Source organism: Herbiconiux dendrobii, from assembly GCF_052048175.1.
Classification (GTDB): Bacteria; Actinomycetota; Actinomycetes; order Actinomycetales; family Microbacteriaceae; genus Herbiconiux.
The window spans coordinates 51,098-77,239 of record NZ_JBLZQV010000002.1 but is presented as its reverse complement, the minus strand read 5'-3'; the positions used below and the strand labels follow the sequence as shown (position 1 = coordinate 77,239).

Genomic DNA, 26,142 nt, shown 5'->3' with positions numbered 1-26,142 from the left:
CTGTGGTGCCGGCTGGAGCAGCCCCCGAACGGGCCGTCGCCGTCGGCGGCCGCCTGACGCGCCTCACCTGAGCAGATGCAGCTCCACGTCCCGCAGCGCACCCGCGTCGGCGACGGCGCTGAGGTAGCTGCGGTACGGCTGCCGGCGGCGATCGGTGGGGGAACCGGGGTTCAGCAGGCGCATCCCGCCCGGCGTCACCGTGTCCCAGGGGATGTGGCTGTGCCCGAACACCAGCACCTGCGGCGGCGTGGATCCTTCCGCCGCGGCGTCGATGCCGAACCGCTCGTCCATCCGCCGCTCCCTGCCCGTGGCGGCCCCGGTCTCATGGACGACCGCGAAGCGCACCCCGTCGATCTCGGCGCGCGCCACTTCGGGCAGACGCTCGCGCAGCGGGACTCCGTCGTTGTTGCCCCACACCCCGATCAGGCGCCGGCTCGAGGCCTCGAGCAACTCCAGCGTCGCCAGGTCGACCCAATCACCCGCGTGCACCACCACATCGGCCTCGGCCACCGCGGCGAGCACCTCGAGCGGGAGCACCTTGGCCCGCTTCGGCAGGTGCGTATCGGCCAGGAACAGGATGCGGCTCGCCATGGCTCCATCGTGGCACCGCGCCGACGGAGCGTCGCCGCGTCCCGCCCATGTATACATCCGTTCGGATAAATGCTTGCGGGTCCCCTCGGGCGAGCATATGTTGGTCGTAATGTATACAGAGAGACGGCGCCGATGATGGCCAGGGCGAGCGACACCGCCTATGCTGCTCTCCGCGGCGAGATCATCTCGTGGGAGCTGTCTCCGGGTACCGTTCTGGCCGAGGTCGAGCTCTCCGGCCGCCTCGGCATCTCGCGCACGCCCGTGCGGGAGGCGCTGGCCCGCCTCGTGGCCGACGGCCTCGCCGAGCCGCTTGGCGGCCGCGGCCTCGTGGTCTCGCCCATCTCGGCCGAGAACGTGGGCGAGCTCTTCGAGCTGCGCCAGGCGCTCGAGGCGCAGGCCGCCTCGCTGGCCGCCGTCCGCCGCGATCCGGAGCCGTTCCTGGCCCTGCAGAACGAGCTGCACGAGGTTCCCGCCCTGCTCGCCGACGCCGAGGCCGACCCCGCCCACCACTCCTACTACGAGCTGGTCGCCCGCTTCGACGCCGCCGTCGACGGCGCCGTGCAGAACCCCTTCCTGGTGCAGGCGCTCGCCGCCGTGCGCACCCACCTCGCCCGCATCCGGCGGCTCTCCCGCGACAACCCGGCGCGCCTGCTCGAGGCCGCCCGGGAGCACCTGCTGATCGTCGACGCGATCGTCGACGGCGACGCCCGGCTGGCTGCCGACGCCACCCGGGTGCACCTCTACCGCAGCCTGCAGTCGACCCTCGGGTCGCTCATCCTGAGTGCCGACCCGACCCGCACCCCAGAGACCCACACCCCAGAGACCCACACCCCGGCGACCCACATCCCCGATGAGAAAGGCGGCCCCACGCCATGACCCAGCACGACGTTCGCGTGTACAAGAGCGAAGAGAACCTGCCCCGCGAAGACCAGCTGGCGTGGAAGATCGCCCAGGTCGCCGCCGACCCCGTGGCCGTCACCCCCGAGGTGACCGAGATGGTGATCAACCGCATCATCGACAACGCCAGCGTCGCGGTGGCCAGCATCACCCGCGGCCCGGGCATCGCGGCCCGCTCGCAGGCGCTCGACCACCCCTACAGCCCGGGCGCATCCGTCTTCGGCGTCACCGGCGGCTACAGCCCCGAGTGGGCGGCCTGGGCGAACGGCGTCGCCGTGCGCGAGCTCGACTACCACGACACCTTCCTCGCGGCCGAGTACTCGCACCCGGGTGACAACATCCCGCCGATCCTCGCCGTGGCCCAGCACACCGGCGCCGACGGTGCGGCCCTCGTGCGCGGCATCGCCACCGGCTACGAGATCCAGGTCGACCTGGTGAAGTCGATCAGCCTGCACAAGCACAAGATCGACCACGTGGCGCACCTCGGCCCGTCGGCCGCCGCCGGCATCGGCACGCTGCTCGGGCTGCCCACCGAGACCATCTTCCAGGCGGTCGGCCAGGCGCTGCACACCACCACCGCCACCCGCCAGTCGCGCAAGGGCGAGATCTCCACCTGGAAGGCGCACGCCCCGGCCTTCGCCGGCAAGATGGCCGTCGAGGCCGTCGACCGGGCGATGCGCGGCCAGACCTCGCCGACCCCCATCTACGAGGGCGAGGACGGCGTGATCGCCTGGCTGCTCGACGGCAAGGATGCCCACTACGAGGTGTTCCTGCCGGCCGCGGGGGAGGCCAAGCGCGGCATCCTCGACACCTATACGAAGGAGCACTCGGCCGAGTATCAGGCACAGGCCTGGATCGACCTGGCCCGCAAGCTGCACCACGAGCATCCGGAGCTCGCCGACCCGGCGAACGTCGGCAGCGTCACCATCCACACCAGCCACCACACCCACTACGTGATCGGCTCGGGCGCCAACGACCCGCAGAAGTACGACCCCACGGCCTCGCGCGAGACGCTCGACCACTCCATCCCGTACATCTTCACGGTGGCGCTGCAAGACGGCGCCTGGAACCACGTCGAGTCGTACAGCCCCGAGCGGGCCGGCCGCGCCGACACGGTCGAGCTGTGGAACAAGGTGCGCACGCTCGAAGACCCGGAGTGGACCCGCCGCTACCACTCCAACGACCCGGCCGAGAAGGCGTTCGGCGGCCGCGTGGAGATCATCCTGCACGACGGCTCCACCATCACCGACGAGATCGCGGTGGCGGATGCGCATCCGCTCGGCGCCCGGCCGTTCGCGCGCGCCGACTACACCCACAAGTTCCGCACCCTCGCCGCCGGGGTGATCGAGGAGGCCGAGATCGAGCGCTTCCTCGCCCTCGTGCAGCGCCTGCCGGAGCTGACCGCCGAGGAGGTGCGCGGCCTCAACGTGGTCGCCCGCCCCGGCCTGCTCGAGGCGCTGCCCACCCCGAAGGGACTCTTCTGATGCTGTACTCCACCGTTCCCGCCGCCGAGAAGCGGGCCGCCTTCCGCGCCGCGCTCTCCTCGGGCCGGCTGCTCCGGATGCCCGGTGCCTTCAACCCGCTCTCCGCTCGCCTGATCGAGGAGAAGGGCTTCGAGGGCGTCTACATCTCGGGCGCCGTGATCGCCGCCGACCTCGGCTTCCCCGACATCGGCCTCACCACCCTCACCGAGGTCGCCTCCCGCGGCGGCCAGATCGCGCGGATGACGAACCTGCCGACGCTGATCGACGCCGACACCGGCTTCGGCGAGCCGATGAACGTGGCGCGCACCGTGCAGACCCTCGAGGATGCCGGCGTCTCCGGACTGCACATCGAAGACCAGGTGAACCCCAAGCGCTGCGGCCACCTCGACGGCAAAGCGGTGGTGGATGCCGACACCGCGGTGAAGCGCATCCGGGCCGCCGTCGACGCCCGACGCGACCCGAACCTGCTGATCATGGCGCGCACCGACATCCGCGGGGCCGAGGGGCTCGGGGCGGCGGTCGACCGCGTGAAGCAGCTCGTCGATGCGGGGGCGGATGCCGTCTTCCCCGAGGCGATGGCCTCGCTCGAAGAGTTCGAGACCATCCGCGCGGCGACGGATGTTCCGCTGCTGGCCAACATGACCGAGTTCGGCAAGAGCGAGCTCTTCACGAACCAGCAGCTCGCCGACGTGGGCATGAACCTGGTGATCTACCCCGTCTCGCTGCTGCGGATCGCGATGGGCGCCGCCGAGCGCGGCCTCGACGCGCTCGCGGCCGAGGGCTCGCTGAAGAGCGAGGTGCCCACGATGCAGACGCGGGCCCGGCTCTACGAACTGCTCGACTACGAGGCCTACAACGCCTTCGACACCTCCGTGTTCAATTTCGACGTCCCGACCGCTCGCTGAGGAGTGACTGATATGCCTGACGTGACCGATATGCCTGACGTGACCGATATGCCTGCAGAAGAGATCAAGAAGGGTCTGGCCGGTGTGGTCGTCGACTACACCGCCGTCTCGAAGGTCAACCCCGAGACGAACTCGCTGCTCTACCGCGGGTACCCCGTGCAGGAGCTGGCGGCGTCGTGCGGCTTCGAGCAGGTCGCGTACCTGCTCTGGACCGGCGAGCTGCCGAGCGACGCCGAGCTCGCCGCGTTCGAGCAGCTGGAGCGCTCGCAGCGCGCCCTCGACCCGGCCGTGAAGCGGGTGATCGACGAGTTGCCGCTCACGGCGCATCCGATGGACGTCGTGCGCACCGCCGTCTCGGTGATCGGCGCGCTCGATCCGGACTGGGCCGACGCCCGCCCCGAGGGCACCCTGTCGAAGTCGATCACACTGCTCGCGAAGCTGCCGGCGATCATCTCCTACGACCAGCGCCGCCGGCGGGGCCAGGAGATCGTGGAACCGGATGCGTCGCTCGGCTACTCGGCCAACTTCCTGCGCATGACCTTCGGGGAGGTGCCCTCGGAGGTGGTTGTCAAGGCCTTCGACGTGTCGATGATCCTCTACGCCGAGCACTCCTTCAACGCGTCCACGTTCACGGCGCGGGTGGTGACCTCGACGCTCTCCGACCTGTACTCGGCGGTCGTCGCCGGCATCGGCGCGCTCAAGGGCCCGCTGCACGGCGGCGCCAACGAGGCCGTGATGCATGTCTTCGCCGAGATCGGCACCGCGGATGCCGCGGAGGCGTGGCTCGAAGACGCCCTGGCGAACAAGAAGAAGATCATGGGCTTCGGGCACCGCGTGTACAAGAACGGCGACTCCCGGGTGCCCACGATGAAGGCTGCGCTGGACACGCTGGTGGCCGAGTACGACCGGCAGGATCTGCTCGACCTCTACGACGCGTTGAACGACGCGATGCAGTCGCGCAAGGCCATCCAGCCGAACCTCGACTACCCCTCCGGCCCCGCGTACCACCTGATCGGCTACGACGTCGAGATGTTCACGCCGCTGTTCGTGGCCTCCCGCATCACGGGCTGGACCGCGCACATCCGCGAGCAGCTCGCCTCGAACGCGCTCATCCGCCCGCTCTCGGCCTACAACGGGCCCGACGAGCGGCACCTCCCGGTGTGAGTGCTGCGGCGGGAGTCGCCGTTAGGATCGACTCGTGTCAACTCTTGACGAGCGGATCCGGGGGGCGCGCGCTGCCGGGGACTGGGCGGCCGTCATCGCGTTGCTCGACGCGAACTGGTCGAGCTTCATGCAGGGTTCCCGGGATGTTCTGCGGGAGACACTGAATGCGCTGCCCGCCGAGGTGCTCGAAGCGAACGCCCGGTGGGTGGCGGCGAAGGACTACGTCAATTTCATCCCCGATTCACGGACGGTGAGGCCGGTGCGGTACCAGCACACGGCGTCGCAGCCCACGGGGTTGCTCGACGTGCTGGCCGCGCTGACCAGCCGATCGTGCTCCGACCGTTTCGTGGGCGCGTTCGACCGCGCCGTGGCGACCGTGCGCGAGGCGCACAGCACCATCGCCGACGTGCCCCGGGAGGCGCTGGTCGCGATCCGTCCGGCGCTCGCCGAACTGCGGATGCAGTGGGCCGTCACGCTCGAACTCGGCGGCCACCTGACCGACGCGGTGCACGGCTTCGAGCGCAGCTACGACGAGGCGCTCGTGTTCGACGACCTGCGGATCGCGGCCGTGGCGGCCGGGTCGGCGGCTTTTCTGCACGGGCTGCTCGGCGACCGCGACGAGGCCGAGCGCTGGCTGACCCGGGTGCCGCAGATCGAGTACGAGGGCCGGGACGCGGGCCGCATCGCCGCCGGTCTCGCCCGGGTGACGGCCGCGTTGGACGAGCTCGACCCGGATGCCGCCCGCACGGCACTGGATCAGCTCCCGGACGACGACGTGTCGCCCGAGCACTGGGCGATGCGCCTGTACGTCGAATCGCGCTACGCCGTGAAGTTCGGCGATCCCCGTGCGCAGCTGGTGCGGTTGCGTGCCGCGCAGCGCTCGCACCTGCCCGCGCTGTCGCAGGGCGGGCTGAACCAGTGGCTGCTGCGCTGCAGTGAGGGGACCTTGCTGCTGGCCGTGGGCGATGCCCGTGGCAGCCGGGCCGCGGTGCAGGGCCTTGTCGATTCGACGGCCGAGCTGGCGGCGGAGTCGGCGGCCGTGGTGTCGGCCTGGGCGCAGTTGCGCTCCGGCGAGCCGGCCAGAGCGCTGGCGATCGCCGTCGAGAACCTCGCGGGCTCGGAGAGCATCCGCACCGGTGCCGAGCTGTGGGCGGTGACCGCCGCTGCCCTGCTGCAGCTCGAACAGCCCGCCTCGGCCGGGAACGCGTTCTCGACCGCACTGCGACTCGTGCAGCAGCACTGCCTCTACACGGTGCTGACGCGCCTCGACGACTCCGAGATCGAGGCGCTGACCGCCGCCACGGGTGTGGCGCTGCCCGCCCCGCTCGGCGCGCTGCGCGACCGCGCCAACCGGCACAGTTTTCCCCGGCGTGCCCGGGCGGCGCTGACCCACCGCGAGAGCGTGGTGCTGCGCCACCTCGTGGAGGGACACTCGATCGATCGCATCGCCGAGCTCGAGCACGTCTCCCGCAACACCATCAAGACTCAGATGCGCTCGCTCTTCCGCAAGGTCGAGGTGACCAGCCGCGACGAGGCGGTGCGCCTCGGCCTCGCTCATCCGGAACTGTGGGCGCCGGACGGCGTCTGAGCGCGCCGCCCGGAACGCCGCCCGGCGCCCGGCTCAGTACCCGCTCATGCTGGCGGCCAGGAGGGCGCTGGAGATGGCGACGATCACGTAGACGACGGTGATCACGATGCCCACGGCGATCGCGGCGATCGCCAGGTTACGCCCCCGTTCGTTGCTCACCTTGATCTGCCGCAGCGCGATGAAACCGAGTACGGCGCCGATCAGCGGCACCACGAAGGCGCCGACGATCGCGACGATCGAAAGTGTGTTGTACTTTGCAAGGGACGAGCCGGGGTAGGCCGGAGTGCTCATGATGATCTCTTTCATATCTTTCGTAGCTGAGGGAATGTCACTTTAGCACGAGGCTGTGACATCGGGGGGTGGTGTCGTGCAGGCCACGACGATCGCGGTGGTTCTCGTGCCGCTGCTGGCCGTGCTGGCGCCGATGATCGCCGCCGTCGTCGGCCGCGTGGCCAAGGTGCCGCTCGTGGTGTTCGAGATCCTGCTCGGCCTCCTCCTCGGCCCGAGCCTGCTGGGCTGGATCCCGGAGAGCGGGTTCACCGAGGCGCTGTCGCAGTTCGGCCTGGCGATGCTGTTCTTCATGGCCGGCAACGAGATCGACTTCGCAGCCATCAAGGGCCGCCCGCTGAAGCGCGCAGGCCTAGGCTGGCTGATCTCGCTCGCCGGAGGCCTCGCGATCGGACTGCTGCTGGCTCCCACCGTCGAGGCCGGCGTCTTCATCGGCATCGCGCTCACCTCCACGGCGCTCGGCACGATCATGCCGATGCTGCGGGATGCGGGCGAGCTCTCGACCCCCTTCGGCCTCGCGGTGACGGCCATCGGCGCGGCGGGCGAGTTCGGTCCGCTGGTGGCGGTTTCGCTCTTCCTCAGCGGCCGCTCGCCGCTGCTCGCGGCGGCGGTGCTCGTCGGCTTCGCCGTCATCGCGGGTGTCGGCATCTGGCTCGCCTCGCGCGGCCCGAACACGCGGCTGCACGCCATCGTCACCGCCACCCTGCACACCAGCGGCCAGTTCGCGGTGCGACTCGTGCTGCTGATCGTCGCGGCGCTGGTGGTGCTCAGCGTCGTGCTGGGGCTCGACATGCTGCTCGGGGCGTTCGCCGCCGGCATCCTGTACCGGGTGCTGCTCTCGGGGGCGAAGAAGCCCGACCTGGAGTTCATCGAGTCCAAGCTCGAGGCGGTGGCCTTCGGCTTCCTGGTGCCGGTCTTCTTCATCTACACCGGGGTGACCTTCGACCTGAACTCACTGCTCACCGAGCCGAACGCGCTGCTGCTGCTCCCGGTCTTCCTGGTGCTGTTCCTCCTGGTGCGCGGGCTGCCGGGTCTGCTCGCCGCACCGAAGGGTGCCACGCGCCACGACCGCACGGCCATCGCCCTGTTCAGTGCCACCGGACTGCCGATCATCGTGGCGGTCACCTCGATCGGCCTCGACGAGGGCATCCTCCAGCCGGGCACCGCCGCCGCCCTGGTCGGGGCCGGCATGCTCTCGGTGCTGCTGTTCCCCTTGATCGCGTTGATGCAGCGGCGGCGCTCCCTCGGCGGGCGCCCGAACCTCCCCGACGCCGGCGTGCACGTGCCCGTCGAGGGCTGAGCGTCACGGCCTCCAGAGGTGGCGGCCGATGTGCCACAGTTGATCCATGGATGCTGCGCTCGACCCTGCTGACCTGTCCGACGTCGACCGGGGGCACCTGGTGCGGGCCGTGGAGCTCGCGGGCGAGGCGCGGGCGCGGGGGGATCATCCGTTCGGCGCCCTGCTGGTGGCGGGCGACGGCACCGTCATCGAGGCCAAGAACACGGTCAACACCGGGCACGACCCGATCGGGCACGCCGAGACGAACCTCGTGCGCGACTCGGGGCAGCGCCTCGAGATGGCCGACCTCGCGGAGAGCGTGCTGTACACGAGCACCGAGCCCTGCGCGATGTGCACGGGCGCGATCTACTGGGCGGGCATCCCGCGCGTGGTCTTCGCGCTCTCGGAGGCGGAGCTCGGCACGATGGTGAGCGAGCAGTCGGGTGTGCCGACGCTGGCGCTCCCGAGCCGCGAGGTCTTCGCGCGCGGCGGCCGGCCGGTGGAGGTCGTCGGGCCGGTGGCGCTGCCCGAGGCCGCCCAGGTGCACCGGGGCTTCTGGGACTGAGCCGGCGGATGGGGCAGGAAGGGATGCGCGGGACGGTCCTTCGGCGGGCGATGAGCTCGCTCTTGTCGGCCGTCGTGATCGCAGCGCTCGCCGGCTGTGCGACATCCGGCGGCGACGCCTCGCCTGCACCGTCTGCGTCGGGCGTCACGGGCGTGACAGGCGCCCCGGCCGTCGCCCTGCCCGAACCGATCCCCTCGCCCGCCTGGAGCGGTGACGCGCCCGGCGAACTCTCCGGCGAGGTGGTCGGTGGGTTGCTGCGGTTCCGCGACGAGGCGCCCGGCCTCTACCCGGACAACTATGCCGGTGTGGCATCCGGAACGCCGGAGTCGAAAGACGTGCTCGTCATCTTCCTTGCCGGCTCCACAACCGGACTCGAACAGGGCATCCGGTCGAGCCTCGGTCTCCCGCCGGAGAAGCTGCGGTTCGAGCGCGCGTACCAGTCGGCGAAAGCGGCGGCGGCGGTCGACGCCCGGATCAAAGCGGACTACGACGAGCTCCGCGCCGAAGGCATCGAGATCCTCTCCTTCGGCGTGAATGTCGACGGCGTGGAAGACCTCGGCCTCGATCATCCCGGCGACGAGCAGGTCGCCGCTCTGTTCGAGCGCTACGGACCCTTCCTCCGGATCGATCGCGAGGCCACCGTCGCTTCAGCCGGCTTCTGACGGCGGCCGCAGCCGGAGTCAGAGTGCGCTGTCGACGGAGGCCGGCGCCTCACTCCCGGAGCGCGCTCCAGGAGCCGCCCGGCTGCATGTTGTCGACGCCGATCAGGTGGTCGAACACGATGTTGGTCTGGGTGGCGGCGACCGCGTTGTCCATGCTCAGTTCGGTGGCCACGAAGTCGCGCAGCTGCCCCGTGGAGGTGCAGGCGACGTGGATCAGGAAGTCGTCGGCACCGCCCAGGAAGAACACATTCAGCACGTTCGGCAGGGTGATCACGCGCTGAGCGTAGGTCTTGATCTCGGCGCGGGCCTGGGCCTTCAGCCGCACGGCCACGATCGCCTCGATCGGCAGCCCGAGGGAGGCCCAGTCGGGCTGGGCGTGGAAGGCGCGCAGCACGCCGTTCTGCTGCAGAACGCGCACCCGCATGAGGCAGGTCGAGGGGGCGAGGCCGACGCGCTCGGCGAGTTCCTTGTTCGGCAGGCGCCCCTCGCGGCAGAGCTCCCAGACGATCCGTTCGTCGACTTCGTCGATTTCGCCCGTGGCATCCATAGTGCTCGTCTCCGGAATCCGTTGGCCTCCTGGCAGCAACTCACCGAATTATATTCGGAACTGATGACAAGACAAAGAATCGCTTCGATAATCGACGCAGTCCCACCGAATGACCGAGGGCGTGTGCCCGGAGCCGAACACCTGAAGGAGAGCATCCGTGATCATCGGAGTTCCGAAAGAGATCAAGAACAACGAGTTCCGCGTGGCCCTCACGCCCTCGGGAGTGTTCGAGCTCGTGCGTCACGGCCACACCGTGCTCGTGCAGCAGGGCGCCGGTGTGGGCGCCGCGATCGCCGACGCCGATTACGAGGCCGCCGGGGCGAGCCTCGTCGGGCTCGACGAGGTGTGGGCCGCCGAGATGATCGTGAAGGTCAAGGAGCCCATCGCGCCCGAATACGAGCGGATGCGCGAAGGCCAGCTGATCTTCACCTACCTGCACCTCGCGGCCGCCGAGCCGCTGGTGGCGGCGCTGCTGGAGTCGAAGGCCACCTCGATCGCCTACGAGACCGTGCAGCTGGCCGACGGATCGCTGCCGCTGCTGGCCCCCATGAGCGAGGTCGCCGGCCGCCTCTCGGTGATGGTGGGCAGCTACCACCTGATGGGTTCGCAGGGTGGCCGCGGCGTGCTTCTCGGCGGCGTGCCCGGGGTGCGTCCCGCGCAGGTCACCGTGCTCGGGGGTGGGATGGCGGGCACCAACGCGGTGCAGCAGGCCGTCGCGGCCGGGGCCGACGTGACCGTGCTCGATCTCAGCATCCCGCGCCTGCGCCACCTCGACGAGGTGTTCGCCGGCCGCGTGAAGACGGTGGTGTCGAACGCGTTCGAGGTGGAGAAGGCGGTGCTCGCGGCCGACCTGGTGATCGGCGCCGTGCTGGTGCCCGGGGCCAAGGCGCCGAAGCTCGTCTCGCACGAGCTGGTGGGGCGGATGAAGCCGGGCTCGGTGCTCGTGGACATCGCCATCGACCAGGGCGGATGCTTCGAGGACTCGCGTCCCACCACCCACGACGACCCGACCTACACCGTCGAGGGCTCGACCTTCTACTGTGTGGCGAACATGCCCGGATCCGTCTCCTCGACCTCGACCTCGGCCCTCACCAACGCCACCCTTCCCTACGTGGTGCAGCTGGCGGACCTGGGCTGGCGCGAGGCCGTCGCCCGCAACGCGGCGCTCGTGCCGGCGGTCTCCACCGTCGACGGCCGCCTCACCCACGCCGGCACCGCGGAGGCCTTCCCGCACTTCGGCTTCACCCCCCTCGCCGAGCTGACCGCTCCGGAGTCCGTCACTGCTTGAGGGGCAGCGTCTTCCTCGGCCGTATGATTGACGGGTGTCAACTACTCGAGGGCCACGATCCGAGGGCGGCGACGTACTCACCCATCGCTTCCTCGCGGCACTGATCCTCGCCATGGTGGGTGCACTGGGCGTGCTCGCCTCGCTCGTCTTCCTTTACACCGCACGTGAGGACGTGCTTCGCGGCATCCTCGATACGACCCTGGCCGTCGCCGGGGTGATGCTGGCAGCCGGAGTGGTCCTGTGCGTGCTGACGGCGCGCCGAATCGGTGCGGCCAACCGCGCGAGCCGCCGCCGGCCGAGCCGCTGATCGAGGCCGATCCGGCGTCACCGCGCCGATTCGATGCCCGGGTGCGGATCTGACGCAGGCGGAGCTCGGCGGCGCAACCCCTCGTGGGCATCGGGGCGGGGGAGTGGGATGAAGCCCATGAGCTCTTCAGCGCCTCGGCACGACAGGTGACCGTCTCGGTCGTCATTCCCGTGAAGGACGACGCCGCCCGGCTGGCGATCTGCCTCGACGCGCTCGCACGGCAGTCCTGGCCGCCGCTCGAGATCATCGTGGTGGACAACGGGTCGAGCGACGCGAGTGCGGCCGTGGCCCGTGCCGGCGGCGCACGGGTCGTCGTCGAGTCCCGTGCCGGGATTCCCGCAGCGAGCTCGTGCGGCTACGACTCCGCGATCGGAGACGTGATCGCGCGTCTGGATGCCGACAGCATCGTGTCGGCGGACTGGGTCGAGACCGTCGCCCGGCGCTTCGCCGAACGACCGGACGTCGGGTGCATCACCGGGGGAGCATCCTTCTCCGGGGGGCCGGTCTGGCTGCGCCGGATCGGGGCCGTTCTCTATCTCGGCGCCTACTACGCGGCTCTGGCGCCCGCCCTCGGGCACGTGCCCCTGTTCGGCTCGAACTTCGCGATGCGCCGGGACGTCTGGGAGTCGGCCCGCTGGACCGTCCACCGCACCGACTCCGAGTTGCACGACGATCTGGATCTCTCCTATCACCTGGGTCCGCGCGTGCGGGTGCGCCTCGTGCGCGGCCTGAGCGTGCAGATCTCGCACCGGCCGTTCACCGACCCCGCGTCGATGCTCAGGCGCTTCCGCCGCGGGTTCCGGACGGTGGCCGTGCACTGGCCTCGCGAACTCCCCTGGTTGAGATGGGCGCGTGCGATCCGGGCTCGGTGGCACAGCCGCCGATCGGGGGAGACGAAGGCGCTGCCCCTCGGCGCACGGCACGAGCAGCGAATCCTGTCAAGGGCGCGCGGCCGGCACGTAGTCGCCGTTGGATTGAGTATGACCGATGACACGACACCCGACATCCAGTGGAACGACGAAGCGCGCGCCAAGATCCTCGACGACGCGGACGGCGTGCTCCGCGAGGCGGTTCTCTCGACCGCGCGCTCGCATCAGGACGCCGACGCCGCCCCCGACTCGGACGAGGTGTACGCCGAGCTGAACGCGAAGCTGAAGGACCGCTTCATCGACTACGAACCCGGCCCCGACGTGCGCAAGTACGCCGACGCCATCGTGGCCGGCGAGTTCTCCGGTCGCTGAGTCGAAGCGCGCCCGACGGCCGGTACCGAGCCCGGCGTCGTCGTTCTCCTGACCTCCGTCGGACCCGGTGAGCCGGCCGTCTGAAGGCAGGGACTGGCCTCTCTACCTCCCCGTCAGCAGCACCAGCATCCCCGCGAGCACCACCGGCAACACCACGAACACCAGCGCCCGCACGCGCACGCGTGGCCGCGGGCGCCCCGTCGCGCCGCTGCTGCCCACGTGGTACCCGGCCAGCACGATCAGCGGCCCGCCGACGAGCCCGAGGAACGTCGCGGCGCCCGGCGCCGCACCCAGCTGGCCCACGGTCGCGAAGAACCCGAGGGCGCCCAGCAGGGCGAGCACGAACCCCAGAGGCCGCGCCACGAGGAGCCACCACGGGCGCACCTCCGAATTGCTCACCGGATCCGTCCTCTCCTAGCTCTCACTCTCGCCGGGCTCTCCTTCAAGCCGGGCTTTCTTTCAAGCCTGGCTCTCATTCAAGCCGGGCGATCGTGTGGCCGCCAGGCGGTCGACGGCCACCGCGGGCGGCGGATCGGGCGAGCAGTCCGGCCAGCGCGGCCGGATCGAGGAAGGGCGAGAGATGGTGCCAGGCGTCGTGCACGATGAGGTCGGCATGCGGGATGCGTGACTGCAGTGCCCGCATGGCGTCGGGGGTCGACACGGCGTCGCCGCCCGCCGCGACGAGGGTGACGGGCATCCGGAGGCCGGGGGTGCGGGCCGCGCTGTCGTAGTGGGCGATGGCGTCGAGGGCGGCGGCCCAGTCGGGCACGGATGCTGCTGCCAGCTCGGCACGCACCTCGTCGACCACGGGGCCGCCCGCCGCCAGCTCCGCCGGAGCGAACCAGCGCTGCAGCGTCGCCTCGACGGTGGGCCCCGTGCCGGCACGCACCGCCGCGGCCACGGCGGCGAAGGCGGGCACGGGGGTGTCGCGGCTGCACAGGATGGTCAGCGACCTGACCCGCTCGGGAATGAGCAGCGCCAGTTCGAGAGCCGTCTGGCCACCGAACGAGTGGCCGACCAGGTCGATTTCGCCCGTGATCTCCTCGGCGAGGCGGACCGCCGTGGTCGCCTGCGGGTTCGGCCCGGCGGGCGTGACCGTGCAGTCGGGAACGGCGACGGGGCCGTCGAGATGCTCGGCCGCCGGCCCCCAGACGGCCGGGGCCAGCGGCGTGCCGTGCAACAGCATCCACCTGCGATCGTCGCTCGCCGTGCTCACGCCGTCAGCGTACCGGGCGGTAGGTGTTCGCCATCACCCCGCCGGCGAAGCGGGTGGAATCGACGAGGGTGAGGTCGAGTTCGTTCGGCAGGCCGGCGAAGAGGCCCTCACCGGAGCCGAGAGCGACAGGGAGGACGGCCAGCCTGAGCTCATCGACTAGGTTCGCGGCGAGGAGGCTGCGAGCGAACTCCACCCCGCCCTGGGCGAGGATGTAGTCACCCGGTTCCTGCTTCAGTTGCTCGACCTCGGTGGCGAGATCACCGCCGGCCACCCGGGTCCCGGCCCAGCTCGCGGCGAGGTCGGCCGGTGCATCCGCCGCCACGTGGTCGGCGGGGCGATAGCCCGCCTGCCGTGTGAACACGACTTTCGGATGCGCGTTCATCGGCGCGGCCACGGGGCTCGGCGAGACCGGCCACAGTCCCGCCCAGGTCTCGAACAGCCGGCGACCGGAGATGTGCGTGCCGGCCCCCGCGAGGGTGCCGATCAGCCAGGCTCCCGAGTCGGGTGTGGTGGCCCGGAACATCCAGTCCGACTCGGCGCGATCGCCGGCGACTAAGCCGTCGAGCGACAGGGACATCTTCAGAACGAGCTCTCGCACGGCCACCACCACTCTTGTTTGTGAACGCTGTCCACATCATAGGTCGGGTGGGACGCCGATCATAGGTACGGAGGCGGCGACGGGTGCAGAACTCGGCGCCGCCTCCAGGCGACGGGTCACTCGCCGTTCGGCTGCACGATGACCTTGCCGCGCAGCGTGCCATCCGTCGCCTCCTGGTGGATGCTCGCCAGCTCGGCGAGGGGCACCCGGCGGGCGACCTCGACACGCAGCTCGCCGCGGTCGACGAGGTCGACGATCCGCGCCAGCTGCTCGGTGTCGCTGCGCACGTAGACCACGACCGCGCGCACGCCCCGCTCCTCGTCGCCCGGCGCGGGCATCCACGCCGTCGTGCTCACGACGACGCCGCCGTCGCGCACCCGGCCGACCAGCGCGGTGAACTCCTCGGGACTGATCGGCGCGAGGTTGAGCAGCGCGTCCACCGGCTCGGCGAGCGAGTCGAGCACCGAGGATGCCGTGTGGTCGACGACCTCGTCGGCACCCGCTTCGCGCACGCTCGCGCTGCTGCGGGGGCTGGCGGTGGCGATGACGTGCGCGCCGGCCTGCTTCGCGAACCGCACCGCGAAGCCGCCGACCGCTCCGCCCGCGCCGACGATCAGGATGCGCTGGCCGGGCTTCAGGTCGGCGTGCTCGAAGAGGGACTGCCAGGCGGTGAGGGCGCCCGAGGGGAGGGCGGCGGCATCCGGGAGCGGGATGCTCGACGGAGCGGCCACGAGCACGGTCGCCGGGGCGATGACGTAGTCGGCCGCGGCGCCCGGCTCGGTCATCGGCAGGAAGCCGATCACCGTGTCGCCGACGGCGAACGTCGTCACGCCGTCACCCAGGGCGTCGATCGTGCCGGAGACGTCGAAGCCCGGGGTGTGCGGCAGGGTGACCGGGATGGGCAGGAAGCCCGCCCGGATGCCGTTGTCGGCGGGGTTGAAGCCGGCGCCGGCCACGGCGATGCGCACCTGGCCGGGCCCCGGATCCGGCGTCTCGACATCGTCGACCTGCAGAACTTCGGGTGCGCCGTGCTCGTGGAATCGTGCTGCCTTCATGGCGTTCTCTCTTTCGCTTGTGTGACCGGAATGCTTCGAGGTCGAAGCAACTGAGAGCGACTGTAACACTGCTTCGACATCGAAGCAAGTAATGCGATATCGAAGCAACTAGACTGACGGCATGGCTGACGAATCCGCATCCCTCGCCCCCGTCGAACTGGGCGCCTACTTCGCCCTGATCGAGGTCAGCAGCCTGCTGCGGCACGCGATCGAGCAGCAGCTGAAAGAGGCCGGCGGCCTCAGCTACGTGCAGTTCCAACTGCTCGCCACGCTCGGTGACGCGCCGGAGGGCCGCCAGCGGATGACCGACCTCGCCGACGGGGTCGTCTACAGCCGCAGCGGGCTCACGCACCAGGCCGGGCTGCTCGAGGCGGCCGGCCTCGTCACGCGAGCGCCGTCGGCCGACGACGAGCGCAGCGTGACGGTGACCATCACGGATGCCGGCCGGGCCGTGCTCGCGAAGGTGTTCCCCGGGCACATCGCAGAGCTCAAGAGACTGTTCCTCGCGCCGCTGGACCGCGACGACGTCGAACAGCTGGCGCGCTCGCTCGGCGCCGTGCGCGACCACATGCGCTCGGCACCGCCGCGTTCAGCGGCGCCGCGCCGGCTCAGGAATCGAAGCTGATGCCGAACAGGCCCGCCGTCTTGATCAGCAGCCCGTCTTTGCCGCCGTTCTCGTCGGAGCGGGCGACCGCGGCCCGCATGAGCTGGATCGCCGGGTAGGCGATCGGCTCCGGCGGCACCGGGAACGGCTTCGCGGTGGCGAAGTCGAGGCGGGTGCGGGCGGTCTGCTCGCCCGCGAGCAGGTCGAGCATCACCTCGGCGCCGAATCGAGTCGCCGCCACTCCGAGCCCGGTGTAACCCGAGCTGTAGGCCACCTTGCCGCCGAGCGCGGTGCCCTGGAAGGCCACGAGCTTGGTCGACATGTCGATCATGCCGCCCCAGGCGTGGGTGAAACGGATGCCCCGCAGGGTGGGGTGCGCGAGGAAGAAGTGATCCGCCAGCCGCTCGAAGGTCTCCTGCCGCTGGTCGTGCTCGGGCCGGATGCGGCGGCCGCGGTGGTACACGGCATCGTAGCCGCCCCACAGGATGCGGTTGTCGGCCGTCTTGCGGTAGTAGTGGAACTGCCGGGACATGTCGGTCATGCCGTGCCGCTGGACCCAGCCGATGCTCTCGAGCTGCTCATCCGTCAGCGGCTCGGTCATCAGCACGTAGTCGTAGATCGGCACCGTGCGCAGGATGTTGCGGCGCAGCAGCGAGGGGAAGCCGTTCGTGGCCAGCGCCACCCGGCGGGCCCGGATGCGGGCGACCGGAGTGCTCACGGTCACCTCCGACCCGGCATCCGAGATGCCGGTCACGGGGGTGTCTTCGTAGATCTTCACGCCGAGCGAGAGGCAGGCGTCGCGCAGCCCGAAGGCGAGCTTCGCCGGGTGCACCAGGGCGTTTCCCTCGCGCTCGAAGAAGGCCGCGCGGGCCACGGGCGAGGAGGTGACGGCGGCGAGGGCCTCGCCCTCGAGCAGGTCGACGCCCTCTTTGCGCAAGGCTTCGACCTGGTGCGGCTCGGTGGCCACCACGAGGGTGCCCGTCTCCTCGAACTCGGCGTCGATGCCGTAGCGCTCGAGGGTGTCGCGGAAGGCCGTGTAGTTCTCGCGGGCCAGTTCTTCGATGGCCTCGAGCTCGGCGGCGAAGTGCAGCTTGCCGTTCTCCTCGCCGTGGGTGAGCGAGGCCTCCACGAAGCCGCCGTTGCGGCCAGAAGCCGCCCAGGCGATCCGCTTGCCCTCCAGCAGCACCACCCGCCGGGCGGGATCGCGCTCCTTGGCGATCAGCGCCGTCCACAGCCCGCAGAAGCCGCCGCCGACCACCACGAGATCGGCGGTCAGGGTCTCGCGCAGGGCGGGGAGGGCATCCGGGCGCGGGCCGTCGAGCCAGAACGGCACGGTCGACACGCCCGCGAGCGAGGCGGCGATCTCGGCGCGGTCGCCGCGCATCGCCAGGCCGTAGGCGGAGGCGGGGGTGGTGGTCATACGCCCACCCTAGAACTCGCACGCCGGCCGCGGGTGGCCGAAGTGTCGACCCGGCGGCATCCGGATCGACAGATCACTCACGGGTGAATCACTCACGCTTGAGCCCGCGCGACCACGCCACCTCGCGCTGGAGCTGCCCGGTCTCGGTGAAGAGCCGCACCTGGTGGGTGTCGGGCAGTGCGGCGGCGAGCTCCTCGCGATCGGCGGGCTCGAAGCCGAGCTTCTGCCAGAACGGGCCCGAACGGCGCGAGAACAGCCACGCCCGTACGGCGCCGGAGCGGGCGGCCTCCGCGATGGCGAAGGAGGCCAGCCGTGAGCCGGCGCCGGCGGTGCGCCGGGCGGGTGCCACGGCGACACTGCGGATGAGTGCGTGCTCCCCGTCCTCGCTCAGCTCGTAGCCCGTGCTCCCCACGATCGAACCGTCGTCGGCGCGCTCGATCCAGAGGTGCACGGTCGGCGCGTCGAGGCCGGCGAGTGTGAGGTCGGCCTCGCGCAGGAAGTCTTCCAGCAGGCCGAGATCACCGGAGGCGAGGGGCTCGAACGTCATGGCGCGGCTAGCGGTCGAGCGGGCCGGCGGCCGCCCTCCGGCGCCGCCGCACGAGGGTCGCGCCGAGCAGGAGGGCGAGGGCCGCGCCCGCCGCGAGCGGGGCGAGCGCATCCGTCGAGGCACCCGTGCGGGCCAGCTGCGGGGTAGGGATGCCGGCGTCCGCCGGAACCGGAACGGAGGGGGAGGGCGTCGGCGACGGCGCCGGGACCGCCGCGGCCACGACCTCGACCTCCACCTCAACCGTTGAGCGTCCACCGTCCTCCGCCACGGCGGAGATCGTCGTGACCCCGGCCGGAGTCGTCTCCGGAATGCGGACCGCGACGCGGAACGACCCGTCCGCCTCGGTGGTCGCCGTCGAACCCACCCCGTCCTGCCGGATGAGCGTCACGGGCGCGCCCGGGTCGTAGCCTGCACCCGCGATCACGAGTTCGTCGCCGGCACGCACCGTCGTGGCATCCGTTCGGATCTGGCCCAGCGCGGCGCTCAGGGTGAACGTCTCGGCCGTGGCGGGAAGCGGCAGGTCGCGGGTGAAGTCGTGCAGGTACTCGTCCAGGAACGGGGCCCGCGCGCCTTCGGCCGGAACGTCCGCGACGGTCGACTCGACAGCGATGTCCACCGTGCCCGACGAGACGACGACCTCGGTTCCGCTCGGCTCGGGCACCCAGTAGCCCCAGTCGATCGTGGCGACGGTCACGGCGAGGTGGTGGCCGGCCTGCAGGGTCCAATCCATGCCGAGCAGGCCGAAGCGGGTGACGCCGTCGTCGGAGAGCCGGGCGACGCTGTGGTTGATGGCCACGGCGCTGAGGTCGGGCGCCACGTCCAAAAGCTGCACCGCCACGTTGCCGCTGCCCTGCGTGTGCAGCTCGACGGTCGGGGTTCCGGTGAGGCGGACGTCGGTGCGCAGTGGCTGCGAGAGGGTCAGGATGCCCAGGCTCGGGTCGTGCGAGTCGGGCGCGTCGGCGGTCTGGCCGTCGCCCTCCGGGTCGCCGTCACCGTCTCGGCTCGAGTCGCCGTCTCGGCTCGGATCGCCGACTTCATGCGCGTGGCCGTCGCCGCTGCCGTCGTCGCTGCCGTCGGGCAGCAGGCCCGGATTGGCGGGGCCGGGTTCGTCGTCGTCGGTCACGGTGCCGCGTCCGGTGTCGAGGTAGGAGCCGGGCCGCAGCGAGACCGTCGCGGTCTTGTCGGTCGTGCCCCAGGCATCCTGAACCCGCCACGCGCCGAGGTTGTCCTGCACGAAGAAGGAGGACGAGATCTCGGTCGTGTGCTCCTTCAGGTGCGCGTCGTAGAACGCCATCACCTCGTCGAACCAGCCGGCCCGGCCCATCTGCAGCGCGCCGGTGGAATCGACCTCGTTGCCGCGCACGTGATCCCAGGGCCCGAGCCAGCCGCGCTGCTCGCCCGCGTGGTTGGCCAGGAACAACTGCATGCTCTCGGGCTTGGTGTTCTGCTCGGTGAGGCCCTGCGTGAACATCAGCGGCACGGTCGATCCGTTCACGTTCGCCGGAAGATCGCGGATGCGCCAGAAGTCGCTCTGCCGGTCCATCTCCTTCGTCTCGGCGATCAGGGTCTGCGCGCATTCCGGGTGCGTGGTCTCGTATGCCGCGTTCTGCATATAGTGCTCGGTGTCGGGCGCGATGTCGTAGCCGTCCTGGTGGTAGGTGCGCTCGACGCCCGGCAGGTCGGCGATGCCGAGGTAGGCCAGAGGGGTGTCGACCTGGTTCTGGCGGGAGACGCCGTTCGTGATGAGGTAGTCGTATCCGCTCCAGGCGGGCTCCTGCGCGACGACGGCCTTCAGGCCCTCGGGCTGGAGGTCGACGCCGACGAGTCCGGTCGATCCGTCGTACGACTTGCCGTAGAGGCCCACCGAGCCGGTGGACCACGACTGCTGCGCGGCCCACTCGACCGCGCTGACGACATCGGCCTGCTCGCCGGCTCCGAGCCACTCGATGCAGCCGGTGCTGCCGCCGAAACCGCGCAGGTCGACGTAGACGAAGGTGTAGCCGCGCGCCATCAGGCCGGCGCCGTCGATGAGGTCGGTGAAGCGCTGCGAGGGCCCGGTGTGCGGGGGATGCGTGTCGTTGTTCATGCCCGAGTGCGAGAAGTACGACCCGATCGACATGATCACCGGGGTCTTCTCGCCGGGCGCCAGGCCGGCGGGGCGCAGCACGTCGGCGTGCAGTTCGACCGGGTCGCCGTTGTTCGAGGGGACGGAGGAGGGGAAGTACTCCTCGGTCCACGCGGCCCCGGCGGGCACGCTCGGGTTCTGCGCGTGCGTGACGCCCGGGGTGACGGCGGTCGTGCCGGCCGCGGCGCCGGTGGGGACCGTGGCTGCGGGTGCGGATGCGGGTGCGAGTGCGGTTGCGGATGCGAGTGCAGACGCGGATGCGAGTGCAGGGGCGGGAGCGCTAAGCGGTGCCTCCGTGGCGAACGCCGGCGAGGAGGCGAGTGGCAGCGCCCCCACCGCGAGGACGAGGCCCCACCCCGTCACCCACCGCGGGGCCAAGCGCCGACGACCTAGCCGCCGATCCGTCGCGCGCCGATCCGTCGCGCGCTGACTCGTTCCGCGCCTGAGTACCGGCACATCGCCCCCCGCGATCCTGGTGGCGGGCGCCCGGCCGGCCACGGTGTCATTCCGTCCCGACGAGCCTATCGCCCGGCCCGGTTCAGGCTCCGGCGGGCTCGGCTCGGAGGGTCGCGACCACGCGGTCGAGCAGATCATCGACCTGATCCTGGTCGTAACCCTCCCGGAACTTCGTCGGACGGAACCGCACCGCCACCACGTCCTCGGCCGAGACCGGATCGGTGGGCTGCGGGCCGCCTTCCTTTCCGCGGATGGTGGCGGCGCACCGGGCGAGGAATGCGTCGACTTCTCCGAGATCGTACCCCTCACGGAAGCGCGTCTGCGTGAACCTCGCCGCCTCGACCTCATCCGCCGTCATCACCGAGGCGCCGCGGGCGCCACCGAAATCGAAGAATCCCATGCCCACGACCGTACCGGCATCTCGAGCCGGCCCCCATGCCCTGGGCGGCGGGTGCAGTTCAGCTCGCGGAGGGGGCGTCGGCCGCGGGGGCAGGATGCTCGCCGTCGTCGTGCAGCGAGCGGACCATGCTGCGCAACACGCGGAAGGCGCTCGACTGTTCCTCCGGTGTCAGGCCGCCCAGCATCCGGAGTTCGACCGCTCGCACCGCGGCGGTGGCCTCGGCGAGGCTGCGCCGTCCGCTCGGGGTGAGCTGAGCCGGCAGGGCCTTGCCGACGGGGGGCTCGGCCGGGCGCGTCACGAAGCCGTCGCGTTCGAGCGCCTGCAGCAGCACGTTCATCGACTGGCGCGTCACGAAGGCGCCCCGGGCCAGCTCGGAGTTCGACAGTCCGGGGCGTTGCGCGAGCAGTTCGAGGCAGGAGTAGTGCGTGACGGTCATGCCCAAGGGGCGCAGCACGGCCTCCATGGCAAAGCGGAGGGCGCTCGACGCCTCCTTCAGCAGGTAGCCCAGTGACGTCTCGAGATCGATGCTGCGGTCGTCTTGACTCATGTCAGTATTCTGACATAGATTGTTTCGTGTCAGCTAACTGACACGAAATCCAGGAGGAACATCATGCCCGTCACCGGCCCCGACTTCATCTCGCTGCAGGTTCGCGACCTCGACGCCTCGCAGGCGTTCTACGAGCAGTACCTCGGTCTCGTCCGCTCGCAGGCCGGCCCCCCGCACGCGGTCGTCTTCGAGACCGCGCCGATCGCGTTCGCCCTGCGCGACATCGTTCCCGGTACCGACCTGTCATCCGTCGCCCAGCCCGGCATCGGTGCGGCGATCTGGCTGCACGCCACCGACGTACAGGCCATCCACGACGCGCTCGCCGACGCCCGCCACGTCATCGTCTCCGCTCCGATCGACGGTCCGTTCGGCCGCACCTTCACCTTCGCCGACCCCGACGGGTACCACGTCACCCTGCACGACCGCGCCTGAGACGGGGGTTGAGCGCGGACTCGGGCCTGGGCGCGGACCCGGGCGCGGGCCTCGGCCCAGGTCGCGGTCTCCGTTACGATTCGGCCATGGGTGGATTCGACCTCGCGGCGTGGCAGGGCTTCGCCGCGGCCAGTGCCGGAACCGCGGGAGCGCTCGCGGGCCTGCTCATCGTCGCCATCTCGGTGAACGTGAAGCAGATCATCGCCGGCTCGGCGCTGCCCGCCCGGGCCGGGTCCACCGTCGCCGCCATCGCGGTGATCCTGGTCGCGGCACTGGCGATGCTCATCCCGCAGCAGTCCGCCCTGTCGCTCGGCATCGAGCTGCTGCTGTTCGGGCTCGTGGCGCTCGGCTTCCAAGTGGATGCGGCGATACGGATGCTGCGCAGCCACGACGGACCGAGCCTCGCGCGCACCATCCCCACCATCGTGCTGCACATCGGCCAGATGTCGGGCGTGGTCGTGGGAGGCATCCTGCTGATCACGGGCGACGGAGCGGGGCTCGTGCACGTGGCCTGGGGTTTCATCGCCATCTTCATCGTGTCGATCGTGAACGCGTGGGTTCTGATGGTGGAGATCCTGCGCTGATCGCGCGGCCCAGGGGTGGCTGGGTGCCTGGGCGGCGGGGTGCCGGGGTGGCTGGGCGCCGGGGTGGCTGGGCGTCGGATCGCGGAAAAGCGGGTGCCGGATCGCGGCAGGGCACGGCAGGGCAGGGCAGGGCGGGTGCCGGATCGCGGGAGAATAGGCTGTGCTCGATCCGCTGAATCTCCCCGTCTCCGTCGAGGCGACGCGCGCCTCCGTGCTCATACGTCGCGCGGACCGGGACGATCTGGGAGCGATCATGCGTCTCCTCGCCGACGACCCGGTGAGTGCCGGGCGCGGCGACACCGCGAGCCGTGCCGACGAGCCGGCGTACGCGGCGGGTCTGGACCGGATCCTCGCCGATCCCGGCAACGACCTGCTCGTGGCGGTCGACGAGACGAAGGGCGTCGTGGGCACGTTGCAGCTGACGCTGATCCCCGGCATGGCCCGTCGGGGCAGCACCCGACTCCTCGTCGAGGCGGTGCGGGTGGCGAGTTCGGAGCGCTCCTCGGGGATCGGAGGTGCGCTGATGCGGTGGGTCACCGGAACGGCTGCGCGGGAGCTCGGTGCGTCGCTCGTGCAGCTCACCTCGGATGCGGCCCGGGTGGACGCGCATCGGTTCTACACGCGCCTGGGCTTCGTCGACTCCCACGTCGGTTTCAAGTACACCGTCGCGCCGGGAGGGCCGGATGCCGTCTGACGAGGGCCGGACGAGCCTGGGCGGTCGGCGACGCCGGCCCGACGTCACGACCGTCGAGCTGGTGGGCGGCGTCGAGGTGCGCGAGATGACGTTGTGCGACTTCGACGAGCGGTGGGCGGGTCTGTTTCGCGAGCATCTGGAGCGCATCCGGAACGCCCTCGTCGCCGTGCCGGTCGAGATCGAGCACATCGGCTCCACCTCGGTTCCGGGTCTGGCCGCGAAACCGATCATCGACATCGTGGTGGCGGTCGACGACATCACTGCCGAGGAGGACTACCTCGACGCGCTTCTGGCGGCCGGCTACGAGCTGCGGGTGCGCGAACCCGGGCACCGTCTCGTGCGCACGCCCGCGCGCGATGTGCACGTGCATGTGTATCAACGGCACGATCCCGCGATCGGCGAGTATCTCCTGCTGCGCGACCACCTGAGAACGGATGCGGCCGACCGGGCCCTCTACGAGGGCACCAAACGCGACCTGCTCACTCGGAGCTGGGGCGACATGAATGCCTACTCCGATGCGAAGACCGATGTCATCGTCGCGATCAAAGCCCGGGCGAGGGCGAGGGTGACTCCACACCGGCCCTGAGATTGGTGGGGACCCTCTCGAAGCCGCCGCCGATCGGCGTGTCCAAGTGCACGGCGCCCGATGGCGAAGGCGGCACAGTACGCGCCCCGGGCGCCGGCGGATCGTTCGGGTGTCGGCGGGCGACCGAGATCAGAAGGGAGGTGGGTCACCATCCGGTAGATCAGCCGGTGTGCTGAAGATGTCGACCTGTGGCCGTGGATGCCGTCCGGCGGGTGGGTCGGTGTTCCGTCCGGTGGGCGGGGCCGGCGCTCGATCAGCGGGCGCAACAGGTGGGGTGGGTGTTCGTCCGGTGGGGGTGGTGGTGTAGGTGGTGCCGCCTGGGCTGGTCCAGTGGAGGGTGCGGTTGCCGGTGGGGTCGGGTTCGACGCGCCAGGCGGTGGAGTGCTTGAGGTGGTGGTGTCTGGGGCAGAGGTGGGCGAGGTTGTCGGGGGTGGTGGGGCCGCCGTGGGCCCAGTCCACGGTGTGATCGAGTTCGCAGGCGGTGGCGCGTCGGCGGCAGCCGGGGAACCGGCAGGTCTGGTCGTCGATCGCCAGGACGGTGCGCAGTTCTGCGGTGGGCCGGTAGCGGCGACGGCTGACGCTACAGATCTGCCCGGTGTCGGGCGCGGTCAAGGCGCGTAGGAACGTCGGTGCGGTCGCGGCCAACTCGCGGGCGGTGTCGGGGTCGATGGGCCCGTACCCGTGGAGGTCGGCGGGCTGGGTGTTGTCGCCGGCGATGGTGCGGGCGGGGACGGTGATGATCACGGTGGGTTGCAGGCGCGGTCCGCTGCCGTCGCGGCCGAGGATCAGGTCGGTGAGGACGTCGCAGCGGCGTTGCGCAAGGGTGCGGGTGTCTTCCGCGGCGCAGAGGGTGCGGATGTCCTCCGGGTTGCGGAGGTTTCGGGTGTCTTCCGGGGTGCGGAGGGTGCGGATGTCCTCCGGGTTGCGGAGGTTTCGGGTGTCTTCCGGGGCGCGGAGGGTGCGGATGTCCTCCGGGTTGCGGAGGTTTCGGGTGTCTTCCGGGGCGCGGAGGGTGCGGATGTCCTCCGGGTTGCGGAGGTTTCGGGTGTCTTCCGGGGCGCGGAGGGTGCGGATGTCCTCCGGGTTGCGGAGGTTTCGGGTGTCTTCCGGGGTGCGGAGGATGCGGATGTCCTCCGGGTTGCGGAAGTTTCGAGTGTCTTCCGGGGTGCGGAGGGTGCGGATGTCCTCCGGGTTGCGGAAGTTTCGGGTGTCTTCCGGGGTGCGGAGGGTGCGGATGTCCTCCGCGGTGCGGAAGGTGCGAGTGTCTTCCAGGGTGCGGGTGTCTTGCGGGTCGCGGAGGTTTCGGGCCATGCGGTCGAGGAGGTCGTCGATCGCGATGGCGTCAACGGCGGGGAGGTGGTGGTGGAGGGTGGCCATGCCGTCGAGGCCGGGTTCCAGCCACACCCCGCGGAGGTCTCTCGCTCGGGTGGCGCGTTCGATGATCGACTCCGGGTGGGCGTTCTCCCGGACACGGCGGGCGTGGTCGTCGAACCGGGCGGCGGTCTCGGTCAGGGCGGTCGGGAGGACGTCGCGCTCGAATGGGCCCTGAGCGTCCCGGGGGAGGGTTTGGGCGTGGGCGATCATTTTGCGGGCGTGCTGGTAGGAGATCTCCCCGGCCTCCAGCGCGGTGAGGGTGGCGGGCAAGAGGTCGATGAGGTGTTCTGCGTCACCGATCAGCCGGGTGATGGTGGATTCGGGGCGGCGGAGCGCGCAGCCGATCTCCGCGGCGAGAGAGCGGCGGCCCCAGTCGAGAAGAGTCGAATCCCTGCCGACACCGGTCCGTACCGGCGGTGAGGGTGCCCCGTCGACGTCGTCGCCGGGTTCCGCCAACGCGATCTGGTCCGCGATCGCGGCAGCTTCCGCGAGGTGTCGGGCCCGCCGCGCCTCTATCGCCGCGATGTCTCGCTCGTCGCTCTGGAGCATCCGGAGCACCTCGTCGAGCCGGTCCCGCAGGGACGGGTGCGCGAAGACCGATCCGAATCCCGACGCCCGTCCACGCGAAACCCGAGGCGCAGGCGCGCCAGATCGCAGTGCCCGTAAAGGCCTCTGGATTGGTGGGGTGCCACTGGATT

Annotated in this window: 28 protein-coding genes and 2 pseudogenes; 16 read left to right on the top strand and 14 right to left on the bottom strand. The window is 70.8% G+C overall.

Going from position 1 to position 26,142, the window contains the following annotated elements; translation table 11 throughout:
• Window positions 1-63 precede the first annotated feature (63 nt).
• Window positions 64-591: a metallophosphoesterase family protein gene (locus tag ACN4JJ_RS05385; RefSeq protein ID WP_440708887.1), complete on the bottom strand. Its 528-nt coding sequence runs from the start codon at window positions 589-591 to the stop codon at window positions 64-66.
• 132 nt (window positions 592-723) lie between these two features.
• Here ACN4JJ_RS05385 and ACN4JJ_RS05380 point away from each other — a divergent pair, with 132 nt between their 5' ends.
• Genes ACN4JJ_RS05380 through ACN4JJ_RS05360 form a run of 5 tightly spaced genes read left to right on the top strand, consistent with a single transcriptional unit; the run spans window position 724 to window position 6,629 of the window.
• On the top strand, window positions 724-1,467 hold the full coding sequence (locus ACN4JJ_RS05380; RefSeq protein WP_440708886.1) for a GntR family transcriptional regulator: 744 nt from the start codon (window positions 724-726) through the stop codon (window positions 1,465-1,467).
• Window positions 1,464-2,972, top strand: coding sequence for an MmgE/PrpD family protein (locus ACN4JJ_RS05375; RefSeq protein ID WP_440708885.1), 1,509 nt, complete (start codon window positions 1,464-1,466; stop codon window positions 2,970-2,972). Before ACN4JJ_RS05380 ends, ACN4JJ_RS05375 begins: the two co-directional genes overlap by 4 nt.
• Entirely contained in the window at window positions 2,972-3,877 is a 906-nt protein-coding gene (gene prpB / locus ACN4JJ_RS05370; protein ID WP_440708884.1) for a methylisocitrate lyase, read from the top strand. Before ACN4JJ_RS05375 ends, prpB begins: the two co-directional genes overlap by 1 nt.
• Window positions 3,878-3,925: 48 nt before the next feature.
• Complete coding sequence (locus ACN4JJ_RS05365) at window positions 3,926-5,041, top strand: bifunctional 2-methylcitrate synthase/citrate synthase (RefSeq protein ID WP_440708883.1); 1,116 nt, start codon at window positions 3,926-3,928, stop codon at window positions 5,039-5,041.
• A gap of 34 nt (window positions 5,042-5,075) precedes the next feature.
• A complete protein-coding gene (locus ACN4JJ_RS05360; RefSeq protein WP_440708882.1) occupies window positions 5,076-6,629 on the top strand; it encodes a LuxR C-terminal-related transcriptional regulator in 1,554 nt (517 codons plus the stop codon).
• A 33-nt stretch (window positions 6,630-6,662) separates the two neighbouring features.
• Here the strand turns inward: ACN4JJ_RS05360 and ACN4JJ_RS05355 are convergent, their stop codons facing one another.
• Window positions 6,663-6,920, bottom strand: a complete 258-nt coding sequence (locus tag ACN4JJ_RS05355) for a DUF4190 domain-containing protein (protein ID WP_440708881.1) — start codon at window positions 6,918-6,920, stop codon at window positions 6,663-6,665.
• Window positions 6,921-6,975: 55 nt separating this feature from the next.
• Between ACN4JJ_RS05355 and ACN4JJ_RS05350 the strand changes: the two genes are divergently transcribed.
• The 3 genes from ACN4JJ_RS05350 to ACN4JJ_RS05340 are packed head-to-tail and all read left to right on the top strand — an operon-like array spanning window position 6,976 to window position 9,423.
• Window positions 6,976-8,217 (top strand): cation:proton antiporter, encoded by a 1,242-nt coding sequence (locus ACN4JJ_RS05350; protein ID WP_440708880.1) that lies wholly within the window; start codon window positions 6,976-6,978, stop codon window positions 8,215-8,217.
• Between the two features lie 46 nt (window positions 8,218-8,263).
• The gene (locus tag ACN4JJ_RS05345) at window positions 8,264-8,761 is read left to right on the top strand and encodes a nucleoside deaminase (protein WP_440708879.1); all 498 of its coding nucleotides are present in this window, start codon (window positions 8,264-8,266) and stop codon (window positions 8,759-8,761) included.
• A gap of 50 nt (window positions 8,762-8,811) precedes the next feature.
• Complete coding sequence (locus ACN4JJ_RS05340; RefSeq protein WP_440708878.1) at window positions 8,812-9,423, top strand: hypothetical protein; 612 nt, start codon at window positions 8,812-8,814, stop codon at window positions 9,421-9,423.
• A 49-nt stretch (window positions 9,424-9,472) separates the two neighbouring features.
• Here the strand turns inward: ACN4JJ_RS05340 and ACN4JJ_RS05335 are convergent, their stop codons facing one another.
• Complete coding sequence (locus ACN4JJ_RS05335; RefSeq protein WP_440708877.1) at window positions 9,473-9,970, bottom strand: Lrp/AsnC family transcriptional regulator; 498 nt, start codon at window positions 9,968-9,970, stop codon at window positions 9,473-9,475.
• Window positions 9,971-10,127: 157 nt separating this feature from the next.
• On the opposite strand from ACN4JJ_RS05335, the gene ald reads away from it, so the two are divergent.
• From ald to ACN4JJ_RS05320, 3 genes are all read left to right on the top strand, one after another.
• Window positions 10,128-11,258 carry an alanine dehydrogenase gene (gene ald / locus ACN4JJ_RS05330; protein WP_440708876.1) on the top strand — a complete coding sequence of 377 codons (1,131 nt, stop codon included), beginning with the start codon at window positions 10,128-10,130 and terminating at the stop codon, window positions 11,256-11,258.
• Window positions 11,259-11,292: 34 nt separating this feature from the next.
• Window positions 11,293-11,565, top strand: coding sequence for a hypothetical protein (locus tag ACN4JJ_RS05325; protein WP_440708875.1), 273 nt, complete (start codon window positions 11,293-11,295; stop codon window positions 11,563-11,565).
• A gap of 146 nt (window positions 11,566-11,711) precedes the next feature.
• The gene (locus tag ACN4JJ_RS05320) at window positions 11,712-12,806 is read left to right on the top strand and encodes a glycosyltransferase family 2 protein (protein WP_440708874.1); all 1,095 of its coding nucleotides are present in this window, start codon (window positions 11,712-11,714) and stop codon (window positions 12,804-12,806) included.
• 102 nt (window positions 12,807-12,908) lie between these two features.
• Here ACN4JJ_RS05320 and ACN4JJ_RS05315 read toward each other — a convergent pair whose 3' ends face one another.
• From ACN4JJ_RS05315 to ACN4JJ_RS05300, 4 genes are all read right to left on the bottom strand, one after another.
• Window positions 12,909-13,205, bottom strand: coding sequence for a hypothetical protein (locus tag ACN4JJ_RS05315; RefSeq protein WP_440708873.1), 297 nt, complete (start codon window positions 13,203-13,205; stop codon window positions 12,909-12,911).
• 73 nt (window positions 13,206-13,278) lie between these two features.
• Complete coding sequence (locus ACN4JJ_RS05310) at window positions 13,279-14,022, bottom strand: alpha/beta fold hydrolase (RefSeq protein ID WP_440708872.1); 744 nt, start codon at window positions 14,020-14,022, stop codon at window positions 13,279-13,281.
• Window positions 14,023-14,026: 4 nt separating this feature from the next.
• Window positions 14,027-14,620 (bottom strand): dihydrofolate reductase family protein, encoded by a 594-nt coding sequence (locus ACN4JJ_RS05305; RefSeq protein ID WP_440708871.1) that lies wholly within the window; start codon window positions 14,618-14,620, stop codon window positions 14,027-14,029.
• A gap of 116 nt (window positions 14,621-14,736) precedes the next feature.
• Window positions 14,737-15,675, bottom strand: a complete 939-nt coding sequence (locus ACN4JJ_RS05300) for an NADP-dependent oxidoreductase (RefSeq protein ID WP_440708870.1) — start codon at window positions 15,673-15,675, stop codon at window positions 14,737-14,739.
• 121 nt (window positions 15,676-15,796) lie between these two features.
• Between ACN4JJ_RS05300 and ACN4JJ_RS05295 the strand changes: the two genes are divergently transcribed.
• Window positions 15,797-16,300: a MarR family winged helix-turn-helix transcriptional regulator gene (locus ACN4JJ_RS05295; protein ID WP_440708869.1), complete on the top strand. Its 504-nt coding sequence runs from the start codon at window positions 15,797-15,799 to the stop codon at window positions 16,298-16,300.
• Here ACN4JJ_RS05295 and ACN4JJ_RS05290 read toward each other — a convergent pair.
• From ACN4JJ_RS05290 to ACN4JJ_RS05265, 6 genes and pseudogenes are all read right to left on the bottom strand, one after another.
• Window positions 16,284-17,699 carry an NAD(P)/FAD-dependent oxidoreductase gene (locus ACN4JJ_RS05290; RefSeq protein WP_440708868.1) on the bottom strand — a complete coding sequence of 472 codons (1,416 nt, stop codon included), beginning with the start codon at window positions 17,697-17,699 and terminating at the stop codon, window positions 16,284-16,286. The two genes, ACN4JJ_RS05295 and ACN4JJ_RS05290, sit on opposite strands and share 17 nt — an antisense overlap.
• An 88-nt stretch (window positions 17,700-17,787) precedes the next feature.
• Entirely contained in the window at window positions 17,788-18,246 is a 459-nt protein-coding gene (locus tag ACN4JJ_RS05285) for a GNAT family N-acetyltransferase (protein ID WP_440708867.1), read from the bottom strand.
• Window positions 18,247-18,253: 7 nt separating this feature from the next.
• Window positions 18,254-20,734: a CocE/NonD family hydrolase gene (locus ACN4JJ_RS05280; RefSeq protein WP_440708866.1), complete on the bottom strand. Its 2,481-nt coding sequence runs from the start codon at window positions 20,732-20,734 to the stop codon at window positions 18,254-18,256.
• A 196-nt stretch (window positions 20,735-20,930) separates the two neighbouring features.
• A pseudogene (locus ACN4JJ_RS05275) lies at window positions 20,931-21,080 on the bottom strand (DivIVA domain-containing protein); the annotation flags it as partial.
• Between the two features lie 9 nt (window positions 21,081-21,089).
• Window positions 21,090-21,185: pseudogene (locus tag ACN4JJ_RS05270) on the bottom strand (DivIVA domain-containing protein); the annotation flags it as partial.
• A gap of 100 nt (window positions 21,186-21,285) precedes the next feature.
• On the bottom strand, window positions 21,286-21,774 hold the full coding sequence (locus tag ACN4JJ_RS05265) for a MarR family winged helix-turn-helix transcriptional regulator (protein ID WP_440708865.1): 489 nt from the start codon (window positions 21,772-21,774) through the stop codon (window positions 21,286-21,288).
• A 63-nt stretch (window positions 21,775-21,837) separates the two neighbouring features.
• Here ACN4JJ_RS05265 and ACN4JJ_RS05260 point away from each other — a divergent pair, with 63 nt between their 5' ends.
• The 4 genes from ACN4JJ_RS05260 (at window position 21,838) to ACN4JJ_RS05245 (ending at window position 24,070) form a co-directional block, all read left to right on the top strand.
• Window positions 21,838-22,206, top strand: coding sequence for a VOC family protein (locus ACN4JJ_RS05260; protein WP_440708864.1), 369 nt, complete (start codon window positions 21,838-21,840; stop codon window positions 22,204-22,206).
• Between the two features lie 86 nt (window positions 22,207-22,292).
• A complete protein-coding gene (locus ACN4JJ_RS05255; protein WP_440708863.1) occupies window positions 22,293-22,790 on the top strand; it encodes a hypothetical protein in 498 nt (165 codons plus the stop codon).
• A 160-nt stretch (window positions 22,791-22,950) separates the two neighbouring features.
• A complete protein-coding gene (locus tag ACN4JJ_RS05250) occupies window positions 22,951-23,484 on the top strand; it encodes a GNAT family N-acetyltransferase (RefSeq protein WP_440708862.1) in 534 nt (177 codons plus the stop codon).
• Window positions 23,474-24,070: a GrpB family protein gene (locus ACN4JJ_RS05245; RefSeq protein ID WP_440708861.1), complete on the top strand. Its 597-nt coding sequence runs from the start codon at window positions 23,474-23,476 to the stop codon at window positions 24,068-24,070. The genes ACN4JJ_RS05250 and ACN4JJ_RS05245 overlap by 11 nt, the downstream gene beginning before the upstream one ends.
• A 129-nt stretch (window positions 24,071-24,199) precedes the next feature.
• Here ACN4JJ_RS05245 and ACN4JJ_RS05240 read toward each other — a convergent pair whose 3' ends face one another.
• Window positions 24,200-25,993 (bottom strand): HNH endonuclease signature motif containing protein, encoded by a 1,794-nt coding sequence (locus tag ACN4JJ_RS05240; RefSeq protein ID WP_440708860.1) that lies wholly within the window; start codon window positions 25,991-25,993, stop codon window positions 24,200-24,202.
• Window positions 25,994-26,142: the final 149 nt, after the last annotated feature.